Raw genomic sequence first — 22,574 nt, 5'->3', positions numbered from 1 at the left:
GCACGGCGCGCGCCGCGCCTCCCGAACTCAGCGCAGCTGCAGCGCCAGGAACAGGTCCGCCCGGTCCGACGTGTTCGACAGGTCGCGCTGGGTCAGCTCCTCCACCCGCGCGATCCGGTAGCGGACCGTGTTGAGGTGCAGGTGCGTCTGCTCCGCGGTGCGGACCCACGAGCCCCCGCAGTCGAGGAACGCCGAGAGCGTCGCGACGAGCTGGGAGTTGTAGCGCGCGTCGTGCTCGATCAGCCGGCCGAGGACGAGCTCGACGAAGACCGTGCGGAGGTGGTCGGGCACCGCGGTCAGCAGCTGCACGGCCGACGTGACCTCGCCCGCGTCGCTGATTCGCACGGCCGCGCCGTCGCCCGGAGCGCCGGGCAGCAGCATCCCGTAGCGCGCCGACCGGAGGGCGCCGCCGAGTGCCGAGACCGAGCTGGCCGCGCTGGTCCCCACCCACAGCACCGGGCCGCTGAGCCCTGCGCCCGCCCGGCGCAGCGCCGAGGTGACGACCGCGAGCGGATCGGCGCCGACCGGGATCGACGCGGACGCGTCGCCCTCCACCGGCACGATCGCCACCACGCAGCCCTGCGCGTCCCTCCCCACGACGGCCCGGCCGAGGTGGGAGGCGGCGTCGGTCAGCAGCCAGCGCGCCAGCTCGGAGGCGGTCGGGTCGTCGCCGGCGAAGCCCGCGACGATCACGGCGCAGCGTCCGGCGCCGCCGAGACCGAGCTGGCGCAGGTACACGGCCGTCTCCGGCTGCTCGCTGTCCTCCTCGATCAGCTCGAGGAGGCGGTCGGCGAGGGCCGAGTCGGCGAGCATCGCGGCGTCGCGCTGCAGCCGGTAGAGACCGACGACTCCCGTGAGCTCGGTGACGGCGTCGAGCAGCGAGGGGTGCCACTCGTTCCAGTCGCCCGCGACGACGACGAACCACGAGGTCGCCCGGTGCTCCTCGGCCCCGGCGACGACGAAGACCGAGAGCACTCCGCCGTGGGAGTCCGGCACCGTCACCGGGTTCCTCCGCGCGGTCAGCCCCGCGCGCACGATCCGCTCGACGTCGGCCAGCCCGAGCGGCGCGGCGGAGGCGGCGGCGCGGCCGGTCGCGGTCAGCACGCGGACGCGTCGCCCGAGCTCGGTCGACGTGCGCGCGATCAGCTCGTCGAGCAGCTGGCCCCGGTACACCTCGGCGAGGAGCTCGCGCTGCCGGGCGAGACCCGCGGTGAGCCGGGCCACGCGGTCGCCTGCGAGCGTGTTCGAGAGGTGCGCGGTGATCGAGGCGAACGAGACGTCGGCGGGCACCGCGAACAGCGCGACTCCGTGGGCACGGCAGGCGGCGATCACGTCGTCGGGGACGAAGCCGTAGAGGCCCTCGCCGGCGAGGAGCGCGACGGCCCCGGCCTCGGCGACCGCCGACACGAACGTCTCGCTGTCCTCGGGCGTCCGGCGCCAGACCATCCCGGTGAGCACGAGCTGGTCGCGCGCGAGGTAGCGGCGCGGGTCGAGCAGATCGGTCGTGAAGGTCCAGTTCACCGGTCGCGCGAGCGCCTCCGGTGTCGTGTAGACGGCGCGGATCCGGAGTTGCGGCGCGTCGAGGACGTCCTGGAGCTGCACCGTCAGCTCCCGCGGTAGGTCGAGTAGGCGAACGGGCTGAGCAGCAGCGGGATGTGGAAGTGCGCGGTCACGTCTTCGAGGCGGAAGGCGACGACGACCTCGGGGTAGAACGAGTCCGTTCCCGAGCGTTCGAAGTAGGCGGCCGTGTCGAAGACGACACGGTAGACCCCGGCGGGCAGCGCCTCCGGGCCGAAGGCGGCCACGCGCCCGTCGGCGTCGGTGCGGGCCTCGGCGACGGGCTCCCATCCGGAGGCGGTGCGCGCCTCGAGCGCGACCGGGACCTCGCGCGCCGGCCGCCCGAGCACCGCGTCGAGGACGTGGGTGGTGACGTGGCTCGCGTGCGCGCTCACGACCGCGCCTCCGCCGTGATCGCACCGGTCTCGGGGCCGAGCGCCCGCACCCGCAGCACCGTGATCTCGCGGAGCTGGTCGGCGACGACGGCGCGCTCCGTGTCGTCGTCGAGTCCGAGCCGGCGCTCGAGCTCGGCCACGATCTGGGCGCGGTCGCGACCCGCGGCGCGGATCAGGAAGACCCTCCCGAACCGCTGCTCGTAGGCGCGGTTCCCCTCGAGGAGCCGCTCCGCGAGGGCTTCGTCGGGCGACAGGCTCGCGGCCTGCTCGGCGGCCGAGAACTCGGAGGAGCGACCGGTGCCCGCATGGCGCTCGCCGATCCTCGGGTGATCGGCGAGGGCGGCCTCGACGTCGTCCGCGCTCAGCGCGCGGACGGCCCGATCGGCGGCGTCGGCGAGAGCGTCGGTCGAGGCGTAGGGGGCGCCGGCGGCGACCTCGTCGACCCAGCGCGGAACGGCGAGGCAGGCGAGCAGAGCATCGCGAAGGGCAGTGGGGGCGGGCATGGTGTCTCCTCGTCGAGCGGCGGGGTGGTGCACGATGGGCTGATGGAGGCGAGAGCGGTGACCGGCGTGGTGCTCGCGGCCGGCGCGGGCCGGAGGGCAGGCGGGCCGAAGGCGCTGCGTCGCGACGCGGACGGCGTGCCCTGGCTCGAGGCGGCGGTCGCCAGGCTCGAGGCGGTCGGCTGCGCTCGGGTGCTGGTGGTCCTGGGCGCCCGGGCGCAGGAGGCGCTCCCGCTCGTTCCCGGCGGCGCCGACGTCGTCGTGGCGGAGGACTGGGCCGAGGGGCTGTCCGCCTCTCTCCGGGCTGCTCTGCTGGCGGTCGACGGCGACACCGTGCTGGTGACGCTGGTCGATCTGCCCGACGAGCCCGTCGCCGTCGGCGCGCGCGTGCTCGCCGCCGCGCCGATCTCGGCCACCGCCCTGGCCCGCGCGGTCTACGACGGTCGGCCGGGTCACCCGGTGCTGATCGGCTCCGCGCACTGGGAGGCGGTGCTGACCAGGGTGACGGGAGACGCCGGCGCCCGCGACCTCCTCCGCGAGAGGGGCGCGATCGAGGTCGAGTGCGGCGACCTCTCGCGCGGCCTCGATCACGACGGACCCGGCTGAGCGGTTCATCGGAGCTCCGCCTCGTCGAGGGCTCCGAGCAGCGCCCGCCAGGCGAGCGTCGCGCAGACCGAGCGGACCGGGTTGCCCGCCACGGCGAGCAGCGCCGACTCCTGACCGAGCACCGGATCGGTCTCCCGTCGGGTCATCGCGCCGAGGAACGCCTCGACCCGCGCTCGGATCGCTCCCGCCGCGAGACCGTCGAGCTCGTCGGCCAGGAGCGACGCCGACCCCTGCGACACCTCGCAGCCGCGGCCGCTCCACGCGATGCCGACGCTGTCGGCCCCTCCGACGACCCGCACCTCGAGGCGGTCGCCGCAGGTCGGGGTGATCAGCTCGCACCGACCCGCGACGGCCCCGGAGGCGTCCGCACGCCCGACGGGATGCCGCGCGTGGTCGCGGATCAGCTCCGCGGCTCCGATCGCGGCGGTCACGGCCGGTCCTCGATCTCGGAGAGCTCGGCGTAGGCCGTGCTGATCCCCGCGATCCGCTCCCTCGCCTCGCGGGGCGACGCCCCGAGCACGCCCGACGCGAGCAGGGCCGCCGCGCTCATGGCCGACGCGTAGCTGTCGAAGGCCGCATCGCTGTCGACCGGGCACTCGAGCCACACCGCCGCGCGATCGGCGAAGCGCCGCGCCTGCGAGTCGGCGACGAGCACCACCGGCACGTGCCGTGCGGCGAGGGTGTCGACGAGCGCGGTGAAGGAGGCGGGGCGACGGCGGAAGCCGATCAGGACGACGGCGTCGCGGGGACCGAGCCCGGCGAGCTCCTCCCCCAGCGACTGGCCGGGCTGCGGGGCGATCCTGACCCGTGCGCGGGCCTGCGCGAGCTGCTGCCGGAGGTGCAGGGCGACGGGGTAGCTGTTGCGCATCCCGATCACGACGACCTCCTCCGCCTCGGAGAGCAGCCGCACCGCGGCCTCGAGACGGCCGTCCGAGAGCGTCGCGGCAAGGCGGAGGAGGTTCGCCCGCTCGCTGTCGAAGTGCGCCGCCAGGGCGTCGCCGGGGTCTCCCGCCGGCGAGGCGGGACCGACGGGGACGCCCGAGCTGCGGAGGGCGCGGGCGTGCTCGCGCACCTCCTGCGAGTTCGAGAACCCGAGTCGGCGGTACAGCCGCGACACGGTGGCCTTCGACACTCCGCTGTGCTGGGCGAGCTCGGTCGCGGTGTAGATGGCCAGGTCGCCGAGGTGATCCAGGATGAAGTCCGCCGCCCGCTGCTCCTGCCGCGACAGCGAGGCGTAGCTCGCGTCGATCCGGTGCCCGATCGTGGGCGTCGGAGCCTCGGAGGCGGTCATCGTCACGCCCGGCTCTCCTGGGCGGCGGCGAACGCGTGGACGGCGGCCTCGAAGGCGTCGAGCGCGGTGGCCACGTCCTCCTCCGTCACGTTCTCGTCGGGGTGGTGGCTGACACCGCCCTCGCAGCGGACGAAGAGCATCGCGTACTCGGTGAGGTCGGCGATCGCCATCGCGTCGTGGCCGGCCTTCGAGAACAGCACCATCGGCTCCGGGTCGCCCGTCGAGCGGATGCCCTGCCGGACGACGTCCTGCAGCCAGTCGGCGGCGACGACGGCCGGAGCCTCGTGGGTCTCCTCGACCGTCAGCACGAGGCGGCGCCGGCGCGCCGACTCCGACATCGCGTGCTGGATCTCGTCCCAGACGCGATCGCGGACGTCGTCGAACTCGGCGCGCAGGTCGAGGCTGAACTCGACCCGGCCGGGGATCACGTTCACCGCGCCCGGGAAGGCCTCGAGCCGGCCGACGGTCGCGATGCAGCCGTGCTCGCGGGCGATGCGCTCGACGGCCAGGACGGCCTCGGCGGCACCCGTCAGGGCGTCGCGGCGACGGTCGAACGGGACTCCGCCGGCGTGCCCCGCCTTGCCCGTGAGGGTCAGCGCGAAGCGGCGCGCGCCCGCGATGGAGGAGACGATGCCGAGCGCCCGGTCGGCCTCCTCGAGGTACGGTCCCTGCTCGATGTGCGTCTCGAGGTAGGCGAGCACGTCGGCCGCGTCGCGCGCCGCCGTCGTGATGCGGGACGGATCGAGCCCGAACTCGTGGAAGGCCTCGACGAGCGTCGTCCCGTGCGCGTCCTCGAGCTCCCACCAGTGCTCGTCCCAGGTCCCTGCGACGGCGCGGGAGCCGAGCAGGGCGGTCCCGAACCGGGTGCCCTCCTCGTCGCCGAACGCGACGACCTCGATCGCGAACGGCAGGCGCGTGCCGGAGGCGTTCAACCGCGAGACCACGGCGATCGCGAGCACGACGCCGAGGATCCCGTCGTAGCGGCCCGCGTTGGGCACGGTGTCGAGGTGCGAGCCGAGCAGCAGCGCCGGGAGGCCGGCCGTCGCGCCCTCGTAGCGGCCGCACTGGTTGCCCGCGGCGTCGTGCCACGTGCGCATGCCCGCCTCCTCCATCCATCGCGCCGCCATCGCGTTGACGCGGGCGTGCTCGGGAGAGAGGTAGACGCGCTCGATCGCCCCACGGGTGCTCGAGACCGCCGCGAGCTCGTCGCAGCGCGCCATGATCTCGGCCGCGGTGGTCATGCGCCGACTCCGCGAGCGGCGTCGTAGACCCCGTAGGCACCGGCGACGCCGCTCCCCGCAGTGACGGAGGCGCCGGCTCGGCGCAGCACCGCCTCCAGGGCCGCGAGCGTCGTCAGCACCGCGTCGGTGCGGGCGTTGTAGCCCATCGTGCCGATCCGCCAGACCTTCCCGTGCAGGGGGCCGAAGGAGGTGCCGATCTCGATGCCGAAGTCCTCCAGCATCGCGCCGCGCACCGCGTCGCCGTTCACTCCCTCGGGGATGTGCACCGCGACGACGTTGTTCATCTTGTGCGCGACGTCGCCGAAGACCTCGAGCCCGAGGCCCCGCACGCCCTCGAGCATCGCCTCGCCGTGCAGGACGTGCCGGGCGACGGTGTTCTCGAGGCCCTCCTCCACGATGATGCGCGCGCACTCACGGGCGCCGAACAGCATGGTGGTCGCCTCGGTGTGGTGGTTGAGGCGGCGCGGGCCCCAGTAGTCGAAGATCATGCCGAGGTCGAAGTAGTTGGAGCGGACGGGGTGCGCGCTGACGGCGTCGCCCTCGTCGCGGATGCCCGCCTCGATGCTCTTGCGCGCCTCGATCACGGCGACCGCCCGCTCCGAGAAGGTGGCCGGGGCCGAGCCCGACGGCCCGCCGAGGCACTTCTGCAGGCCCGCGGTGACCGCGTCGAGCCCGAGCTCGTCGGTGTGGAAGTCGTTGCCGGCGAGCGACGCGGTGACATCGGTGTAGAAGAGCACGCCGTGCTTCTCGCAGAGCGCGCCGAGCTCCTCGAGCGGCTGCGCCATGGTCGTCGAGGTGTCGCCGTGGACCACGGCGAGCACCTTCGGTCGCACCCGCTCGATCGCCTCGGCGATCACCGACACCGGGAACACCTGGCCCCACTCCGCCTCGATGACGTGCACCTCGGCCTGGCAGCGCTCCGCGATCTCGCGGAGGAGGTGGCCGAAGCGGCCGAAGACGGGAACGAGCACGCGGTCGCCCGGCTCGAGCATCGAGACGAGCGCCGCCTCGATCCCGGCGCGACTGGTGCCGTCGACGAGGAGCGTCTTCTCGTTCGCGGTCTGGAAGACGCGGCGGTACAGCTCCTGCGTCTCGTTCATGTAGGCGGTCATCGCCGGGTCGTACTGGCCGACCAGCTGGGCCGACATCGCCCGGAGGACGCGGGGGTCGGCGTTGATCGGGCCGGGTCCCATCAGCAGGCGCGGCGGCGGGTCGATCGGGAGGAACATCGAGGGCGCGGTCGGGCTCGGCATGGGAACCACCTCTTCACAGACGGACGGCAGGAGAAATCCCTGTTTCAGTGAGTCATCCTACGCAACAGACGTTTCTCCGGTGTTTCGGGATCGACGCGCGACCGGGGCGGATCTCGATGAGCCCGCTGTGCGAGGTACCCGATCAGCGGGCACGCGTCCGCCTGCTGGTCGAGCAGCCTCGACGGGGCGCATCGAGACCCACCATCGTCCGAGGGTGGCTCCGAGGACCCCGCCTCCCGCAGGACGTCACTCCTCCCGGGAAGTGCTCACTCCTCCGGAGCGGACAGCGAGACGAGGGCGCGCAGGTCCTCCGCAACGCCTCCGAGGTCGCCGCCGAACCGGTGCCCGCCTGTCAGCGTGCGCGTCAGCGCCTGCGGGATCGCCGCGGCGTAGAGGTCGCGATGCGCGAACGGGACGACCTCGTCGTCCTCGGCGGCGTAGAGGAGCACGCGCGCGCCGCTCGGCAGTCGGTCGCCCAGATCGTCGGGCAGATCGAAGCCGTCGAAGGTCCAGTCGTCGTCCCCGCCCGGGAAGGGCGCTGCGAGGATGCCGATCGCGAGGATCCTCCGGTCGACCCGCGCCGTCGCCAGGTGCTTGAGCAAGAGGTACCCGCCGGCGGAGTGGCCGACCACCGCGAGCGGGCCCTCGGAGCCCGCGAGAGACGCGCCGATCGCGTCGAGCCAGCGCTCGTCCGCCGCGTCGTCCTCCGGCAGGCGCGGGTAGGCCACGCGGAAGCCGTCACCGAGGTGCGCCACCAGGCTCTCGACGAGCGCCGCGTCCTCGTCGTGAGCACCGTCCCCTGCTCCGTGGAGGAAGACGACGTCGACGGTCACGACCTCGTCCCCGTTCCGGTCGACGGAGCGGGCAGAGCGGCGGCGAGGTCGACCAGCGCGAGATCCGATCCGCGGGGTCCGACGAGGCACAGACCCACCGGGCGGCCGCCGACCGCGAGCCGCGGCACCGACAGCGCGGGATAGCCGCCGATCCCCGCGAGGCAGGTGATGCCGAGCGTCGCGGTCCGTGCCGCATCGATCTCCTCCGGAGAGGCATCGAGGGCCGGGGCGACCGACGAGGCGGAGGGGACCAGCAGCACCCGGCCGTCCAGCACGGCGTCGAGGCGGGAGCGGTACGCGGCGACCCGCTCCCGCGCCGCCCGCTCGGTCGCCGCGTCGACCCGCGATGCGGCGTCGAAGCGCGCCTGCACGTCCGGCGCGAGCACCCCGGGGTGCGCCGTGACCCACTCGCCGTCCGAGTCCCACGCCTCCGCCGCCTGCACGAGTCGGAACGCCTCGAACATCTCGGTCACCGGCGGGAGCTCGATGCGCTCCGGGGCGGCGAGGGCACCGGAGGCGACGAGTTCGTCGACCGCGGTCGCGAACGCGGTGCGCACGGCCGGCTCGACCTGCGCGAGCAGTGCCTCCGCGACGACGAACCGAGGGTCGACGCTCACTCGGGGAGCACCGGTCAGCCCGACCTCCGCCACCCGCAGCAGGGTCTGCGGGTCCCGGGTCAGCCAGCCGACCGTGTCGAAGCTCGGCGCGAGCGGCAGCAGCCCCACCACCGGCACGGCGCCGTGCGTCGTCCGGAGGCCCCACAGCCCCTGGTAGGAGGCGGGCACGCGGATGGACCCCGCGGTGTCGGTCGCAAGACCCACGGCGGCCTGCCCGAGCGACACCGCGGTGGCGGGACCGCTCGAGGACCCGCCGGGGATCGCTCCCGGAACGGCGGGGTTGGGAGGGGTGCCGTAGCCGGAGTTGCGCCCGGCGATGCTGTAGGCGAACTCGTCGGTCTGCGCGATGCCGCGTACCGATGCGCCGGCGTCGAGCAGCATCCCGACGGCGGGGGCGGTCGCGGTCTCGATCGGAGCCTCGGCGAGGCGGACGGGCAGTCCGGCTCCGATCCGCTGCCCCTCGAGGGCGAAGAGGTCCTTGACCGCGACGTCGAGCCCGTCGAGCACCCCGGAGGCGGTGGCCGGCACCAGCGGCGCACCGACCGCACGCCAGACCCGCGGGTCGAGCGCGGGCGCGGGAGCCTGCACCTGCGCAGCGCGCACGCGCCACACTCCGCGGTCGCGCGACCAGAGCTGCGTGACGAGCCCTCGCCCGCCCCGCGCAGGCAGGTTGACCGTCACGACCAGCGCCGTGAGCTCATCGATCACCCGAACGTGCAGCTCGGCGATCGCCCGCGGAGGCGTCCCTCCGCGCCTCCCGCGGAAGCCGGTGATCGCCTCGTGCCCGACGAGGAGCCCGGAGGCGTCGCCCCGCAGCGTCGTCGGCTCGCGGACGAACGCCTCCGCGAGGGCCGCCACGTCGTCGGCCGCGAGCGCCGCCTCGTAGGCCTCGACCGCGTCGACGAGCCCGTCGGGCAGCTCCCCCTCGAGCGAGCTCACGCGCGGATCAGTCATCGAAGTCGCCGATCCGGACGCGGGCGTGCACGCCTTTCACCAGATCGACGACCTGCGAGATGTTGAAGTCGGTCGCGGCGCTGAGGTAGGCGTAGGCGAGGCTCGCGTCCATCCCGAAGCGCGCCTGCAGCAGCGCGATCGCCGCTCGCACGCAGTTCTGCACCGCTACGTCGAGGTCCTCATCCATCCCCGTCGGGACGAGGAACTCGGTCGTCTCACCGAGCGGCCCGACGAGAGCGCCGAACGCCTCGAGCGCCTCCGCCTGCGGCACGACCTCGAAGCGCACCCGCACGCGCAGGCTCGCCTCCATCGCCGTCAGCGCCACCTCCCCGTCTCCCTGCGCGAAGTGGGGGTCGCCGACGTAGGCGAGCGCGCCCTCGACCTGGACGGGCAGGTAGAGGCTCGTCCCCTCGGTGAGGAGCGAGATGTCGATGTTGCCGCCGTGCGCGCCCGGGGGCACGGAGTGCGGCCGGACGTCGCCCGCGACCGCGACCCCCATGATCCCGAGGAACGGGTGCAGCTCGAACCGCGCCGAGCGCCCGCCGCCGGCGACCAGGGGCAGGACGCCGCGTTGGACGCCGTCGGCACCCTCCTCGACGCTCGCGAACGCGCTGAACGTGCCCTCGTGGAGTGGGTACTCGCCCGGGAGCGCGCCACGGCCGTGCCGGTTCGAGATGACTCCGTAGGGCACGCGAGGCTCGGCCTCCAGCAGTGTCATCCGCAGCAGGTCCCCGGGATGCGCTCCCCTGACCGCGATCGGACCCGTGACGACGTGCGGCCCGTCGACCGCGGGATCGCGGAAGGGCCCGGAGGAGGCGAGCTCGATCGCGTCGCGCAGCACCGCCTCCGGAGCGACGCCGTGACCGCCGAAGAACGCGAGCGGATCCCGACCCTGATCCTCCAGCACGCCCTCGTGGCTGAGGGTGTCGATGACCACCTCGGCACCGGAGTCGATCGTCAGCGCCGGCCGATCGGCCCCGCACGGGAGCCGCCCCCACAGCACCGACTGCGGGGTCGCCGCCAGGTACTCGACGCCCTCCGGAACCGCTTCTCCGGGCTGGATCGCCCACTCCGCCTGCCGCATCCGCGGACCGCCTTCCCGCGCGGGAGCGCCCCGCGATCGCTTCGAGGCTACCGGCGCCGTGTTTCGGCGCCGTGGCGCATCCATGGCAGGATCGGCGGCGCACACCCCGGTCACCACCGGCATCCCGCGAGCCCCCTCCCCTCCGACGACAGGACTCCCGTGTTCCGACGCCTGCGCACGCGCCCCGACAACGTCCACCTCGGGCTCATGCTCGCCCTGACCTTCTCGACGGGCATCATCGATGCCGTCGGCTACCTCGGGCTCGACCGGGTGTTCACGGGCAACATGACCGGCAACGTCGTCATCCTCGGCATGGCCCTCGCCGGTGCGGACGACCTGCCCGTGGTCGGCCCGATCATCGCGCTGCTGGGCTTCATGCTGGGTGCCGCGATCGGCGGTCGCGTGCTGCGCCCGGTGAAGGCGGGATGGACGACCCGCTCGACCTGGCTCTTCACCGTCGTCGGCCTCGTGATGGCCGTCCTCGCGGTCGTGCTCGCCGTCGTCCCCGAGCATCCGGAGCCGCTCGCCCTCACGGTCACCGGCGTCCTCGGCCTCGCCATGGGACTCCAGGCAGCGACGGCGCGGCACATCGCGGTGAAGGACGTCACGACCGTCGTCGTCACCTCGACCATCACCGGTCTCGCGGCCGACTCCTGGCTCGGCGGCGGCAAGGGCCAGCCCTGGTTCCGCCGCCTGGCCGCCGTCGTGCTGATCGGCGCCGGTGCGGGGGTCGGCGCTCTGGCCCTGAACGTCGGGCTCTGGCTCGGTCTCGCGATCGCCGCCGTGATCACCCTGATCGCGTCCCTGTTCGGCCACCTCGTGGCACACGCGAAGCACGCCCCCGTCGCAGAGACGGTGACTGCCACTCCGTAGTGCCGAGGGAACCCGTTCGCGCCGAGACACCGCGCAGGAGGCGGTGTCTCGGCGGCAACGGGTTCCCCCGCGGCCGACCACTCAGCGCGGCAGCTGCTGGCAGTGCGGGCAGAGGTGCGACGAGCGGTTCATGAACGGCACCCGCACGACCGGCTCCCCGCAGCGCGGGCACGGCTTGCCGGTCTGCCCGTAGGCGTTCAGGCTGTGCGAGAAGTAGCCCGACGCGCCGTTGACGTTCACGTACTGCGCATCGAAGCTCGTCCCGCCCTCGGCCAGCGCGCGCTCGAGCACCGAGCGCACCTCGGCGAAGAGCCGGCGGATCCTCGCCTCACCGAGCGACGAGCTCGGCCGCTCCGGATGCAGCTCGGCCGCCCACAGCGACTCGTCGGCGTAGATGTTGCCGATCCCGCTGACCAGGGTCTGGTCGAGCAGAGCGCGCTTGATGCCGCTCGAGCGTCGCGAGAGCGCCGAGACGATGCCGGAGAGATCGAAGGAGGGATCGAGCGGATCGCGGGCGATGTGCGCGACCTGCGAGGGGACCGACCGCAGCCAGTCGCCGCCGTCGGCGTCGTCGCCCGCGAATCCGCCGGGTGCTCCGTCGCTCGTGGGCACCAGGGCGTCGACGGCCATCGAGCCGAAGATCCGCTGGTCGACGAAGTGCAGGGCCAGCTCCCCGTGGTCGGGGTTCTCGATCGCGATCCGGATGCGCGTCAGCCGCGCGAGCGGCGCGTCGGCCGTCCGCAGCAGCACCTGCCCGCTCATCCCGAGGTGCACGAGCAGCGCCTCCTCCCGCCCCGCGGGCAGCCAGAGGAACTTGCCGCGCCGCACCGCACCCTGCAGCCGTCGCCCGACCAGCAGCCGCTCGAACGGGTGCGCGTGCACGTGGCGCTTCAGCGAGCGCTCGTCGACGATCTCGACTCCGGTGACGAGCGCACCGGTGACCGCGGGAGCGAGGCCGGCGCGGACCACCTCGACCTCGGGGAGCTCCGGCACCGTCAGTCCCCGGAGGCGGCGGCGTCCGTCGCGGAGGCGGCGTCCGACGCGGCGCCGGCGGTGGAGCCGTTGACCGCGTCGCCGGGCGCGGTGGCGGCGAGCCGCGTCCAGGCGTCCAGAGCGGCGGCCATCTCGGCGGCCTTCTTGCTGGTGCCCTCGCCTCGGGCGGTGACGAGTCCGCCGACGATCACCGTCGCCACGAAGACCTTGTTGTGGTCGGGCCCCGTCGCCGCGATCTCGTAGCGCGGAGCCGCCGCACCGCGCTCGGCCGCCGCCTCCTGCAGGCTCGTCTTGGGGTCCATCGAGACGCCGAAGCGCAGCGGGTCGGCGCGGAGGGGGGCGATCAGGCGCAGCACGAGGTCGCGCGCCGCGTCCGGCCCGGTGCCGAGGTAGACGGCACCGATGATGGCCTCGACGGTGTCGGCGAGGATCGACGCTTTGTCGCGCCCGCCCGTGAGCTCCTCACCGCGCCCGAGGCGGAGGTGCTCGCCGAGCCCGATCCCGCGGGCGATCTCGGCGAGGGCCACGGTCGAGACCAGGCTCGCCCGCCTCTTCGCGAGGTCGCCCTCGCTGAGCGAGGGGTACTCGGTGTAGAGCATCACGGTGACGGCCTGCCCGAGGATCGAGTCGCCGAGGAACTCGAGGCGCTCGTTGTGCGGGAGTCCGCCGTTCTCGAAAGCGAACGACCGGTGCGTCAGGGCGAGCTCGAAGAGCTCGCTGTCGAGGCTCACGCCGAGCGTGGCCTCCAGACGCGACCGGTCGTCGCTGGAGGGTGGTGCGGAGGTCTGCTTCACCATGGATCGCACGGCATCCGTCACGGGGCGTCGAGACGCCGCCGGAACGGACGGCACGGCAACGGGATCAGACGTCGGCGACCTTGCGGCCCTTGTACTCGAGGAACAGCGCGGTGCCCGCGGCGTCCTCGACGACCTTGGCGCGGTGGGGGAGGCTGTAGACGACCTTGCCGTTGGGCTCGATGGTCTTGACCAGGGCGGGAGCCGTGGCCTTCCACTGCGAGCGGCGCATGTGGGTGTTCGCGCGGGACTTCTTCCTCTTGGGAACAGCCATGATTCTCTCTTCTCTACCTAGTCAGTCTTGGTCGGTTTCGGTGCGGGCGTTCGTGCCTGCTCCGCTGTCTGCGGAAGCTCCGGGCGCTGTGGCCCCACCGGTCCCCGCGTCACCCAGCCCGGCGAGCGCGGCCCACCGGGAGTCGCGCGGCGCCTCGGGCTCGGGCGCAGAGGATTCGGCCAGCCGCTCCCCCGTGACGGGGTCGAGGCCCGGACAATCCGGCCGGCACACCGGCTGGAACGGCAGCGACAAAACCACCGCATCCCTGACCAGAGGTTCAAGATCCACGTGGTCGTCGTGAACCTCATAGTCGAAAGCTTCGTCAGAAGAGTACGCGAAAAGTTCCTGGAACTCGACTTCGACAGGCAGGGAGATGTCGATGAGGCACCGGCTGCACTCGCCGACAGCCTCGGCCGACACCTCGACCGAGGCGAGGATGCCCTCGTGCACCGACTCGAGGCGGACGTCGAGATCGAGTGCCGCTCCCTTGCGCAGAGCGACGATCCCCTCGCCGAACTGCTCCGGCGCGTCGAGGTCGAGACGGTGCTCGCGCATCTCCCCCGGGCGGCCGAGGAGGTCGCGCACGTTCACAGTGAACGGCGTCTTCTTGAAAGTAGTCACGAGGATCCAGCCTACTCCCCCGGACTGAGCCGAGACGGGGCGGTGCGCGATCCGCAGGCGCCGGTGCGATCTGCAGGAGCTCGTGCGATCCGCAGGAGGTCAGAGGAGGAAAGCCTCTCCATCCGCTCGGGCGGCACGGATGCCGGGTCGACACCTGCCGACCGCACCAGCACCTGCAGACCGCACCACCTCCTGCCAACCGCACGACACCGCCCCGGGACGACCGGAAGCCGCGGTGGACGTGACAGCCCACCGCGGCTTCTCGAGGTCGGTTACCGGCCGCCGCCCGGAGGCGCGTCAGGCGCCGCCCTCCTGCAGGGTCACCTCGATCGGCTCGTAGTCGGCGCCGCTGGTGTCCACGCCCTCGTCGGCGAGCTCCGAGAGCGCCTGCTCGACGTAGTCGTTCGAGTAGGCGGTCGCGGGCGGGTCCTCGCTGATGATGGTCGCGCCGGTCTCGTTGGTCGTCTCCTTGGCGATGTCGACCGTCTGCTGCCATGCGGCCTCGTCGATCATGCCGACGCCGTTCGTCGAGGGCCAGATCAGCTTGTTGACCTCGTTGGTCATCCAGAGCTGGTGGCTGGTGCCGAGCGTGGAGCCGGCGGCGGTGACGATGTCGGCCGCCTCCTCCGGGTTGTCCTTCGCATAGATCCAGCCCTTGATGGACGCCTTGATGAAGGCCACGGTCTGGTCGGCGTAGGCCTCGTCGCTCTCGAGCTTGTCGGCGTCGGCCCAGATCGCGTCCTGGAGCATCGCGGTGCCGACGTCGTTCCAGTTGATGACGTTGAGGTCGTCCGGCTGGTACAGCTCGCCGGTGTCCGGGTTCACCGTCTCGAGCACCTGCGCGTACTCGTTGTAGGTCATCGCCTGCGCGGCGTCGATGTCACCGGCGAGGAAGCCGTTCATGTCGAAGAGCTGCGTGACGAGCGAGATGTCGTCGAGGTCGACTCCGTCCTTCTGCATGCCGGCGAAGAGCTCCCACTCGTTGCCGTAGCCCCAGCTGCCGACCTTCTTGCCCGACAGATCCGCCGGCGAGGTGATGTCCTTGTCCTTGAACGAGATCTGCGTGGTCGCGCTGCGCTCGAAGATCTGCGCGACGTCGGTGATGTTCGCGCCCTGCTCGATCGACCCGAGCACCTTGGGCACCCACGAGATCGCGTAGTCGGCGTCTCCGGAGGCGAGAACGTCCTGCGGGACGATGTCGCCGCCTCCCTCTGCGATCGTCACATCGAGGCCCTCGTCCTCGTAGTAGCCCTGGTCGACGGCGGCGTAGTAGCCGGCGAACTGGGCCTGGGCGACCCACTGCAGCTGCAGGGTCACGGGGGCGAGGTCTCCCGACGAGCCGGAGCCCTCGGAGTCGCCGCCGGATGCGCTGCATCCGGTGAGCGCGAGTCCGACGGCGGCGAATCCCGCCGTGGTCGTCATCGCGATGCGCGTGCGTCTGTTCACTGTTCCTCCTGGTGCGGTGTGGTGCAGGGATGTGCCCGGTTCGGGCGGTGCTGTGGAACGGGCGGTGCTGTCGATCGGGCGGTGCGGCCGGGAGACCCGGGTGGTGCGGCTGGAGAAGTCGAGGAGCGGCGCGGAGGGATCAGCGCGCGCGACTGCGGCGGAGCGCGACGGCCTCGAGGCCGGCGGTGACGCAGTAGAACAGGAGCCCGACGATCACGGAGCCGAGCACGTAGGCGTAGGCCAGGGCGTAGTCGCTCCCCGAGGCCGCGGTCGTGATCGACTTGCCGAGGCCGCCGACCGGTCCGCCGAAGTACTCGGCGACGAGCGCCGAGATGACGGCGAGCGAGGAGGCGATGCGCAGTCCCGTGAAGAAGAACGGCACCGCGCCAGGCAGCGTGATCATCCGCGTCGTCTGCCAGGGCGATGCAGCGTAGGCGCGCATCAGGTCGCGGTGGACGGGAGCCGCCTGGCGCAGACCTCGCAGGGTGTTGATGTACACGGGCACGAAGACCGCCAGTGCGGCCACGAGCTGCCGGGCCGTCTCGACGCTCGCGCCGAACATCGTGTACAGCACCGGCGCCAGAGCGACGATGGGCACGACGGCCGCTGCGGCGACGATCGGAGCGACGAGCCCGTCGAAGACGCGCACCAGCGCCGAGAGCCCGGCGACGAGCACCGCGACCACCGCACCGGCGATCAGTCCGACGAGTGCGTTCCGCCCGGTCACGATGCTCCCGGCCACCACGGAGCCGAGGTTGCCGCCGAACTCCGTCCCGATCGCGACCGGCGACGGGAGGACGAACGGCTTCACGTCGAGCGCCGTCACCCCCAGCTGCCAGAGCAGGACCGCCGCGATCCCCAGCAGGAGCGGGGCGAGGACCGTCCGGGCGAGCGCCTGCGTGCTCACCGGTTCTCCACTCCGCGCGGCACAGCGGCCGCGTCGCCGTGCAGCAGCTCGCGCACGGCTCCGACGTCGCGGAAGAACGCCGTGTCCTCACGGACTCCGGCATCGCGCTCGGAGGAGTCGGGGAGCGCGATGTCCAGGACGTCCCGGATGCGACCCGGCCGCGGCGACATCACGACGACGCGGTCCGAGAGGAACACCGCCTCCGGGATCGAATGGGTGACGAACACCACGGCGGCGCCGGTCTCGCGCCGAATGCGCAGGAGCTCCGTCTGCATCCGCTCGCGCGTCATCTCGTCGAGGGCGCCGAAGGGCTCGTCCATCAGCAGCAGGCGAGGGCTCTCGGCGAGAGCGCGGGCGATGGCGACGCGCTGCTGCATGCCTCCGGAGAGCTGATCGGGGTACGAGTCGGCGAAGTCGCCGAGGCCGACCAGCGCCAGGAGCTCGTCCACCCGGGTCCGCCGGGCCGCGGGGGCGACACCGTGCAGCTCGAGCGGCAGGGCGATGTTCGCCCGGATCGTGCGCCACGGCAGCAGACCGGCCTGCTGGAAGGCGATGCCGTACTCCTGGTCGAGGCGCGCCCGCCTGGCTGTCTTGCCGAAGACGGTGATCGCGCCCGAGCTCGGCTCGTCGAGATCGGCGATGAGGCGCAGCAGGGTCGACTTGCCGCACCCGGAGGGTCCGATCAGCGACACGAACTCGCCGGGAGCGATCTGCAGGGAGACGTCCTGCAGCGCGGTGACGCTCGCCGCCTTCTTCGTGGCGAAGGTCTTCGTGACGGCGTCGACGACGACCGCCGGTTCTGCGGTGCTCGTACGGGCTGCCGTGCTCATGCGGGCTGCTCCCCTCGACGGAACGGACGGAGGGCGGTGCCGATCAGCGCGACGGCTCCGGCGGCCGCGAGACCCACCAGCACCGCCCCGAGGATCGGGGCCCAGGGCTTGGCGGGATCGCCGCCGGCGGCGGAGGCGAACTCGATGATCATGCGGCCGATCCCGCCGCGCAGGCCGATCGAGACCTCGGCGACGACCGTCCCGACGACCGCGCTGACCGCGCCGAGGCGCAGCGCCGGGATCAGGTAGGGCACGCTCGCCGGCAGCCGGAGGCGCACGAGGGTCTTCCACCAGCCGACGCCGTAGACGCGCATCAGCTCGACCTGGTTCGTCGTCGGAGAGCCGAGACCGCGGAGCGCGCCGATCGAGACGGGGAAGAAGGCGAGGTAGGAGGCGATCAGCGCCACCGACATCCAGTTCTCCCAGGTGAACGCGCCGAGTTCGAGCTGCGAGCCCCAGCGGCGCACGAGCGGGGCGATCGCGATGAGCGGGACCGTCTGGCTGAGCACGATCCACGGCAGCACGGCCGACTCCGCGGTCCGGAAGCGCTGCATCAGCAGCGCGAGCAGCAGCCCCACGGCGACTCCGACGACCCAGCCGACGGCCGCGACGCCCAGCGAGAACGCGCTCGCCTGCAGCACCGCGAGCCACAGCGCGGGAGCTCCGCGAGCGCCGGTCACCGGCTCGACGAGCCGACCGGCGATCTCCCAGAGGTGCGGCATGGCGATGGCGCTGGTGCGCGGGAGCACGGTGACGCCGCCGACGACCACACCGGCCTCGGGACCCAGCGCCTTGTACGCCTCCCAGATCAGAGCGAGCAGGAGCAGACCGGCCGCGCCGAGGAGGACGCTGCGCGTCGCGGTCCGCGAGATCATGCCTTCGCCACGATGTGGTCGGCGAGCGCCGGGATCACGGCCTCGCCGTACACCCGCAGCGTCTCCTCCTTGTTGTCGTGCTGGAGGTAGCCGGCGAACTGCGTGACACCGATCTCGGCGAGCGCCTTCAGCTTCTCGATGTGCTCGTCGGCGGTCCCGAGCACGCAGAAGCGCTCGACGATCTCGTCGGGCACGAAGGCGGTGTGCGTGTTGCCGGCCCGCCCGTGCTCGTTGTAGTCGTATCCCTCGCGCCCCGCGATGTAGTCGGTCAGGGCCTGCGGCACGGCCCCCGAGGTCCCGTAGCGGCCGACGATGTCGGCGACGTGGTTGCCGACCATCCCGCCGAACCAGCGGCACTGGTCGCGCATGTGCTCGCGGTCGGTCCCGATGTACATCGGCGCCGCGACGCAGAACTGCAGCGACTCCGGGTCGCGGCCGACGTTCGCGGCCGCCTCCTTGACCGTGCTGATCATCCAGCGCGCGATGTCGAGGTCGGCGAGCTGGAGGATGAAGCCGTCGCCGACCTCGCCGGCGAGCTTCAGGGCGAGCGGCCCGTAGGCCGCGACCCACATCTCGAGGGACGAGCCGCGGCTCCACGGGAACTGCAGGGTCGAGCCGTTGTACTCGACAGAGCGGCTGTTCGCGAGCTCGCGGATGACGTGGATCGACTCCCGCAGCGTCTTCAGCGTCGTGGGGGCGCCGCCCGTCACCCGAACCGCGGAGTCGCCCCGCCCGATCCCGCAGACCGTGCGATTGCCGTACATCTCGTTCAGCGTCGCGTGCAGGGAGGCGATCACCGTCCAGTCGCGGGTGGCCGGGTTGGTCACCATGGGGCCCACGGTGATCCGGTGGGTCTTCTCGAGGATCTGCGAGTAGATGACGTACGGCTCCTGCCAGAGCAGGTGCGAGTCGAAGGTCCACGCGTAGTCGAAGCCGTAGGTCTCGGCCAGGACGGCGAGGGCGACGGTGCGCGACGCGGGCGGGTTGGTCTGGAGGACGACTCCGAAGTCCATGGGGGTTCCTTTGCTGCAGGGGGCTTGCGGATCGCCTAGATCAAATACTGAGAGAGGCCCCGCTTGATGTACTTGCCGTCGCCCTTGGCGCCGATGTAGTCGCCGCCGTCGACGACGACCTTGCCGCGCGAGATCACCGTGTCGACGTGCCCGTCGATCTCGTAGCCCTCCCAGGCCGAGTAGTCCATGTTCATGTGGTGCGTGCGCCCCTCGCCGATGCCGATCGAGGTGTGGCCGTTCGGGTCGTAGACCACGACGTCCCCGTCGGCGCCCGGCTGGATCACGCCCTTCTTCCCGTACATCCCGAACATCCGCGCAGGAGTCGTCGACGTGAGCTCCACCCACCTCGGCAGCGTGATCTGCCCCGAGACGACGCCCTGGTACATCAGATCCATGCGGTGCTCGACGGAGCCGATCCCGTTCGGGATCTTCGAGAAGTCGCCGAGGCCCATGTCCTTCTGGCCCTTCATGCAGAAGGGGCAGTGGTCGGTGGAGACCATCTGGATGTCGTTGGTGCGCAGCGACTGCCACATGTGGTGCTGGTGCCCCTCCGCCTTCGAGCGCAGCGGAGTGGAGCAGACCCACTTGGCGCCCTCGAAGTCGCCCCACTCCTCGCTGGACGCGCCGAGCTGCTCCTCGAGCGAGAGGTAGAGGTACTGCGGGCAGGTCTCGCCGAACACGTTCATCCCGCGGTCGCGCGCCGCCGCGATCTGCTCGACCGCCTGCTTCGCCGAGACGTGCACCACGTAGAGCGGAGCGCCCGTGAGATCGGCGATCATGATCGCCCGGTGGGTCGCCTCCTCCTCGGCCTGCCACGGCCGGGTGAGCCCGTGGAAGTAGGGCGAGGTCCTGCCGGCGGCGACCGACTGCTTGACCAGCTCGTCGATGATCGCGCCGTTCTCGGCGTGCATCATCATCATCGCGCCGTTCTCGGCGCCCTTCTGGAACGCCCGCAGGATCTGGCCGTCGTCCGAGAGGAACACGCCCTTGTAGGCCATGAACAGCTTGAAGCTGGTCACTCCCTCCGCGATCAGCTCGTCCATCGCGACGAGCGACGAGTCCTGCACGTCCGACAGGATCTGGTGGAACCCGTAGTCGATGGCGCAGTTGCCGGCGGCCTTCTCCTGCCACGCGCCGTAGCGCTCGACGACGCTCTCGCCCGGGTACTGCACGGCGAAGTCGACGATGGAGGTGGTGCCTCCCCAGGCCGCGGCCCGCGTGCCGGTCTCGAAGGTGTCGGAGGCGTTCGTGCCGCCGAACGGCATCTCCATGTGCGTGTGCGCGTCGATCCCGCCGGGGATGACGTACTTGCCGGTCGCGTCGATCACGCGGTCGACGTTCGCGGCCAGGTCGAACCCCAGCAGGGTCGAGCCGGGCGCGAGCACCGCGGCGATCGTCTCGCCGTCGATCAGGACGTCGGCGGTGGCGGTGCCGGTCGCGTTGACGACCGTGCCGTTCGTGATGAGGGTCTTCATCGATGCTCCTCGGTTCTCGCGGCTCGTCGTCAGGGCTGGGGGATGCTGGTGTACGACTCGGGACGGCGGTCGCGGTAGAACTGCCAGTCGTCGCGCATCTGCTGCACCATGTCGAGATCGAGGTCGCGGATCACGATCTCCTCGCTCTCCCCCGACCCCTTCTCGCCGACGAAGTTCCCGCGCGGGTCGATGACCTGGCTCGTCCCGTAGAAGTCGACGGCGAGCTCGCCGTACTCGTTGTCCTCGCGCCCCACGCGGTTGGGCTGCAGCACGAAGTAGCCGTTGGCCACGGCGGCGCACGGCCCCTCCACCTCCCACAGGCGGTTCGAGAGACCGGGCTTGGTCGCGTTGGGGTTGAAGACCAGGTGCGCACCGTTCAGGCCCAGCTCGCGCCAGCCCTCCGGGAAGTGCCGGTCGTAGCAGATGTAGACGCCGACCTTGCCGACGGCGGTGTCGAAGACCGGGTAGCCGAGGTTGCCGGGCCGGAAGTAGAACTTCTCCCAGAAGCGGTCGAGGTGCGGAATGTGGTGCTTGCGGTACTTGCCGAGGATCGTGCCGTCGGCGTCGACCACCACGGCCGTGTTGTAGTACACGCCCGTGATGTCCTCCTCGTAGATCGGGAGGATGGTGACGAGGTTGAGCTCTTTCGCGAGAGCCGCGAAGCGCTGCACGATCGGTCCGTCGGCGGGCTCGGCGTAGCGGTAGTACTTCTTGTCCTCGGTGATCCCGAAGTACGGGCCGTAGAACAGCTCCTGGAAGCAGATGATCTGCGCCCCCTGCGCCGCCGCGTCGCGGGCGAACTGCTCGTGCTTGTCGAGCATCGACTCCTTGTCGCCGGTCCACGTGGTCTGCGTGATTGCCGCTCGGACGATGGTCATCGGTACCTCCATGCCTTGGGCGACCCGGCGCGGGTCTCCGCGGTGCTGTCATGTGCGGATGCGGAGCCGAGGGGCCGTGGTCCCACTGTGGTCCGCGGTCGGCCCGAAGGCAATCGCGGTCCCCGTCCGACTCCGTGGACAGGGGTCCATCGTCGTCCTCCGACGTTTCCCGGGTGTTTCCGGCGGAGATCCGCAGCATTAAGGCATCGAGAACAAGGAATCCGTCGCGGGGCACTGCTCGCGGTACCGTGACCGGATGCGCATCACGATCCTGGCCGGCGGCGTCGGCGGCGCCCGTTTCACCTCGGCCGTGCGGGAGCACCTCCGCGATCTCGAGGCGGCGGGAGGCGAGACCTCCGAGATCACGGTCGTCGCGAACACCGGCGACGACATGTGGCTCGCGGGCCTCAAGGTCTGCCCGGACCTCGACTCCCTCACCTACGCCCTCGGGGGCGTGAACGACACCGAGCGGGGCTGGGGCCGCGCGGGCGAGACGGAGCGGGTCTCGGCCGAGCTCGCGGCGTTCGGCGTCGGCTGGCCGTGGTTCACCCTGGGCGATCTCGATCTCGGCACGCACATCGCCCGCACCTCGATGCTCCGCGACGGCCTGACGCTGTCGGAGGCGACCGCGCGCATCACCGCCCGCTGGCCGCTCGGCGTCCGCCTCCTGCCGATGTCCGACGACGACGTCGAGACCCACGTCGAGGTCGACCTCCCCGGCGAGGGGATCCGCGAGCTGCACTTCGAGGAGTGGTGGGTGCGGCTGCGCGCCTCCTCCCCCGCCCGCCGCTTCGTCCAGACGAACGTCGAGCGGTCGCGCCCCGCCCCCGGCGTCCTCGAGGCGATCGCCGACACCGACGCCGTCCTCGTCGCCCCGTCGAACCCGGTCGTCTCGATCGGCACGATCCTGGGGATCCCCGGCATCGCCGAAGCGGTCCGCCGCACGGCGGCCCCGGTCGTCGGCGTCTCGCCGATCATCGGCGGTGCGGTCGTCCGCGGAATGGCCGACGCCTGCCTCCCGGCCATCGGAGTCGAGACCTCGGCCGAGGCGGTCGGCCGCCACTACGGATCCCGCACCGCGGGCGGCCTGCTCGACGCCTGGCTGGTCGGCGAGGAGGACGCGGCCTCGGTCCCCGCACTCGAGTCGACCGGCCTCCGGGTGCACTCCGTACCGCTCTGGCTCCGCGACCGCGCGACCTCGGTCCGTCTGGCGGCCGACGCCCTGGCGGCCGCTCGCGCCTGACCCGCGTCCGGCGGGGTCGGG

General features: G+C 72.2%; 24 protein-coding genes. 3 read left to right on the top strand and 21 right to left on the bottom strand.

Features of this window, described 5'->3' with window-relative positions; translation table 11 throughout:
* Window positions 1-27 precede the first annotated feature (27 nt).
* The 3 genes from B9Y99_RS06190 to uraD are packed head-to-tail and all read right to left on the bottom strand — an operon-like array spanning window position 28 to window position 2,455.
* Complete coding sequence (locus B9Y99_RS06190) at window positions 28-1,602, bottom strand: PucR family transcriptional regulator (protein ID WP_165759549.1); 1,575 nt, start codon at window positions 1,600-1,602, stop codon at window positions 28-30.
* 2 nt (window positions 1,603-1,604) lie between these two features.
* Window positions 1,605-1,952 carry a hydroxyisourate hydrolase gene (uraH, locus tag B9Y99_RS06185; protein WP_085475649.1) on the bottom strand — a complete coding sequence of 116 codons (348 nt, stop codon included), beginning with the start codon at window positions 1,950-1,952 and terminating at the stop codon, window positions 1,605-1,607.
* On the bottom strand, window positions 1,949-2,455 hold the full coding sequence (gene uraD, locus B9Y99_RS06180) for a 2-oxo-4-hydroxy-4-carboxy-5-ureidoimidazoline decarboxylase (RefSeq protein ID WP_085475648.1): 507 nt from the start codon (window positions 2,453-2,455) through the stop codon (window positions 1,949-1,951). The genes uraH and uraD overlap by 4 nt, the downstream gene beginning before the upstream one ends.
* A gap of 42 nt (window positions 2,456-2,497) precedes the next feature.
* Here uraD and B9Y99_RS06175 point away from each other — a divergent pair, with 42 nt between their 5' ends.
* Window positions 2,498-3,058: a nucleotidyltransferase family protein gene (locus B9Y99_RS06175; protein WP_085475647.1), complete on the top strand. Its 561-nt coding sequence runs from the start codon at window positions 2,498-2,500 to the stop codon at window positions 3,056-3,058.
* Window positions 3,059-3,063: 5 nt separating this feature from the next.
* Here B9Y99_RS06175 and B9Y99_RS06170 read toward each other — a convergent pair whose 3' ends face one another.
* The 7 genes from B9Y99_RS06170 to B9Y99_RS06140 all read right to left on the bottom strand — a co-directional run bounded on the left by B9Y99_RS06170 (window position 3,064) and on the right by B9Y99_RS06140 (window position 10,331).
* Window positions 3,064-3,489: an iron-sulfur cluster assembly scaffold protein gene (locus tag B9Y99_RS06170; protein ID WP_085475646.1), complete on the bottom strand. Its 426-nt coding sequence runs from the start codon at window positions 3,487-3,489 to the stop codon at window positions 3,064-3,066.
* Window positions 3,486-4,349 (bottom strand): MurR/RpiR family transcriptional regulator, encoded by an 864-nt coding sequence (locus tag B9Y99_RS06165; RefSeq protein WP_085476276.1) that lies wholly within the window; start codon window positions 4,347-4,349, stop codon window positions 3,486-3,488. Before B9Y99_RS06165 ends, B9Y99_RS06170 begins: the two co-directional genes overlap by 4 nt.
* 2 nt (window positions 4,350-4,351) lie before the next feature.
* On the bottom strand, window positions 4,352-5,590 hold the full coding sequence (locus B9Y99_RS06160; protein WP_085475645.1) for an allantoate amidohydrolase: 1,239 nt from the start codon (window positions 5,588-5,590) through the stop codon (window positions 4,352-4,354).
* Window positions 5,587-6,843, bottom strand: coding sequence for a pyridoxal-phosphate-dependent aminotransferase family protein (locus B9Y99_RS06155; protein ID WP_244274782.1), 1,257 nt, complete (start codon window positions 6,841-6,843; stop codon window positions 5,587-5,589). The genes B9Y99_RS06160 and B9Y99_RS06155 overlap by 4 nt, the downstream gene beginning before the upstream one ends.
* A gap of 266 nt (window positions 6,844-7,109) precedes the next feature.
* On the bottom strand, window positions 7,110-7,676 hold the full coding sequence (locus B9Y99_RS06150) for an alpha/beta fold hydrolase (RefSeq protein WP_165759548.1): 567 nt from the start codon (window positions 7,674-7,676) through the stop codon (window positions 7,110-7,112).
* Window positions 7,673-9,247 (bottom strand): AtzH-like domain-containing protein, encoded by a 1,575-nt coding sequence (locus B9Y99_RS06145; protein ID WP_085475643.1) that lies wholly within the window; start codon window positions 9,245-9,247, stop codon window positions 7,673-7,675. The genes B9Y99_RS06150 and B9Y99_RS06145 overlap by 4 nt, the downstream gene beginning before the upstream one ends.
* On the bottom strand, window positions 9,240-10,331 hold the full coding sequence (locus B9Y99_RS06140; protein ID WP_085475642.1) for an acetamidase/formamidase family protein: 1,092 nt from the start codon (window positions 10,329-10,331) through the stop codon (window positions 9,240-9,242). Before B9Y99_RS06140 ends, B9Y99_RS06145 begins: the two co-directional genes overlap by 8 nt.
* 159 nt (window positions 10,332-10,490) lie before the next feature.
* Between B9Y99_RS06140 and B9Y99_RS06135 the strand changes: the two genes are divergently transcribed.
* Window positions 10,491-11,204, top strand: coding sequence for a YoaK family protein (locus B9Y99_RS06135; RefSeq protein WP_244274781.1), 714 nt, complete (start codon window positions 10,491-10,493; stop codon window positions 11,202-11,204).
* Between the two features lie 81 nt (window positions 11,205-11,285).
* Here the strand turns inward: B9Y99_RS06135 and mutM are convergent, their stop codons facing one another.
* From mutM to B9Y99_RS06080, 11 genes are all read right to left on the bottom strand, one after another.
* Window positions 11,286-12,197: a bifunctional DNA-formamidopyrimidine glycosylase/DNA-(apurinic or apyrimidinic site) lyase gene (gene mutM / locus B9Y99_RS06130; RefSeq protein ID WP_085475641.1), complete on the bottom strand. Its 912-nt coding sequence runs from the start codon at window positions 12,195-12,197 to the stop codon at window positions 11,286-11,288.
* Between the two features lie 2 nt (window positions 12,198-12,199).
* On the bottom strand, window positions 12,200-12,994 hold the full coding sequence (gene rnc, locus B9Y99_RS06125) for a ribonuclease III (RefSeq protein WP_085475640.1): 795 nt from the start codon (window positions 12,992-12,994) through the stop codon (window positions 12,200-12,202).
* Window positions 12,995-13,058: 64 nt separating this feature from the next.
* The gene (rpmF, locus tag B9Y99_RS06120) at window positions 13,059-13,265 is read right to left on the bottom strand and encodes a 50S ribosomal protein L32 (protein WP_056044186.1); all 207 of its coding nucleotides are present in this window, start codon (window positions 13,263-13,265) and stop codon (window positions 13,059-13,061) included.
* A 21-nt stretch (window positions 13,266-13,286) separates the two neighbouring features.
* On the bottom strand, window positions 13,287-13,886 hold the full coding sequence (locus tag B9Y99_RS06115) for a YceD family protein (protein ID WP_425298474.1): 600 nt from the start codon (window positions 13,884-13,886) through the stop codon (window positions 13,287-13,289).
* A 297-nt stretch (window positions 13,887-14,183) separates the two neighbouring features.
* Window positions 14,184-15,332, bottom strand: a complete 1,149-nt coding sequence (locus B9Y99_RS06110; RefSeq protein ID WP_425298473.1) for an ABC transporter substrate-binding protein — start codon at window positions 15,330-15,332, stop codon at window positions 14,184-14,186.
* 139 nt (window positions 15,333-15,471) lie between these two features.
* On the bottom strand, window positions 15,472-16,239 hold the full coding sequence (locus tag B9Y99_RS06105; protein WP_085475639.1) for an ABC transporter permease: 768 nt from the start codon (window positions 16,237-16,239) through the stop codon (window positions 15,472-15,474).
* The gene (locus B9Y99_RS06100; protein ID WP_085475638.1) at window positions 16,236-17,069 is read right to left on the bottom strand and encodes an ABC transporter ATP-binding protein; all 834 of its coding nucleotides are present in this window, start codon (window positions 17,067-17,069) and stop codon (window positions 16,236-16,238) included. Before B9Y99_RS06100 ends, B9Y99_RS06105 begins: the two co-directional genes overlap by 4 nt.
* The gene (locus tag B9Y99_RS06095) at window positions 17,066-17,944 is read right to left on the bottom strand and encodes an ABC transporter permease (RefSeq protein WP_085475637.1); all 879 of its coding nucleotides are present in this window, start codon (window positions 17,942-17,944) and stop codon (window positions 17,066-17,068) included. The genes B9Y99_RS06100 and B9Y99_RS06095 overlap by 4 nt, the downstream gene beginning before the upstream one ends.
* Window positions 17,941-18,957 carry a TIGR03842 family LLM class F420-dependent oxidoreductase gene (locus B9Y99_RS06090; RefSeq protein WP_085475636.1) on the bottom strand — a complete coding sequence of 339 codons (1,017 nt, stop codon included), beginning with the start codon at window positions 18,955-18,957 and terminating at the stop codon, window positions 17,941-17,943. Before B9Y99_RS06090 ends, B9Y99_RS06095 begins: the two co-directional genes overlap by 4 nt.
* Before the next feature lie 35 nt (window positions 18,958-18,992).
* Window positions 18,993-20,432 carry a dihydropyrimidinase gene (gene hydA / locus B9Y99_RS06085; RefSeq protein WP_085475635.1) on the bottom strand — a complete coding sequence of 480 codons (1,440 nt, stop codon included), beginning with the start codon at window positions 20,430-20,432 and terminating at the stop codon, window positions 18,993-18,995.
* 29 nt (window positions 20,433-20,461) lie between these two features.
* A complete protein-coding gene (locus tag B9Y99_RS06080; RefSeq protein WP_085475634.1) occupies window positions 20,462-21,310 on the bottom strand; it encodes a nitrilase-related carbon-nitrogen hydrolase in 849 nt (282 codons plus the stop codon).
* 256 nt (window positions 21,311-21,566) lie between these two features.
* Between B9Y99_RS06080 and cofD the strand changes: the two genes are divergently transcribed.
* The gene (gene cofD / locus B9Y99_RS06075) at window positions 21,567-22,553 is read left to right on the top strand and encodes a 2-phospho-L-lactate transferase (RefSeq protein ID WP_085475633.1); all 987 of its coding nucleotides are present in this window, start codon (window positions 21,567-21,569) and stop codon (window positions 22,551-22,553) included.
* Window positions 22,554-22,574: the final 21 nt, after the last annotated feature.

Origin of the sequence: Rathayibacter oskolensis, from assembly GCF_900177245.1 — a bacterium.
GTDB lineage: Bacteria > Actinomycetota > Actinomycetes > Actinomycetales > Microbacteriaceae > Rathayibacter > Rathayibacter oskolensis.
This window is presented reverse-complemented; position numbering and strand designations above follow the sequence as displayed.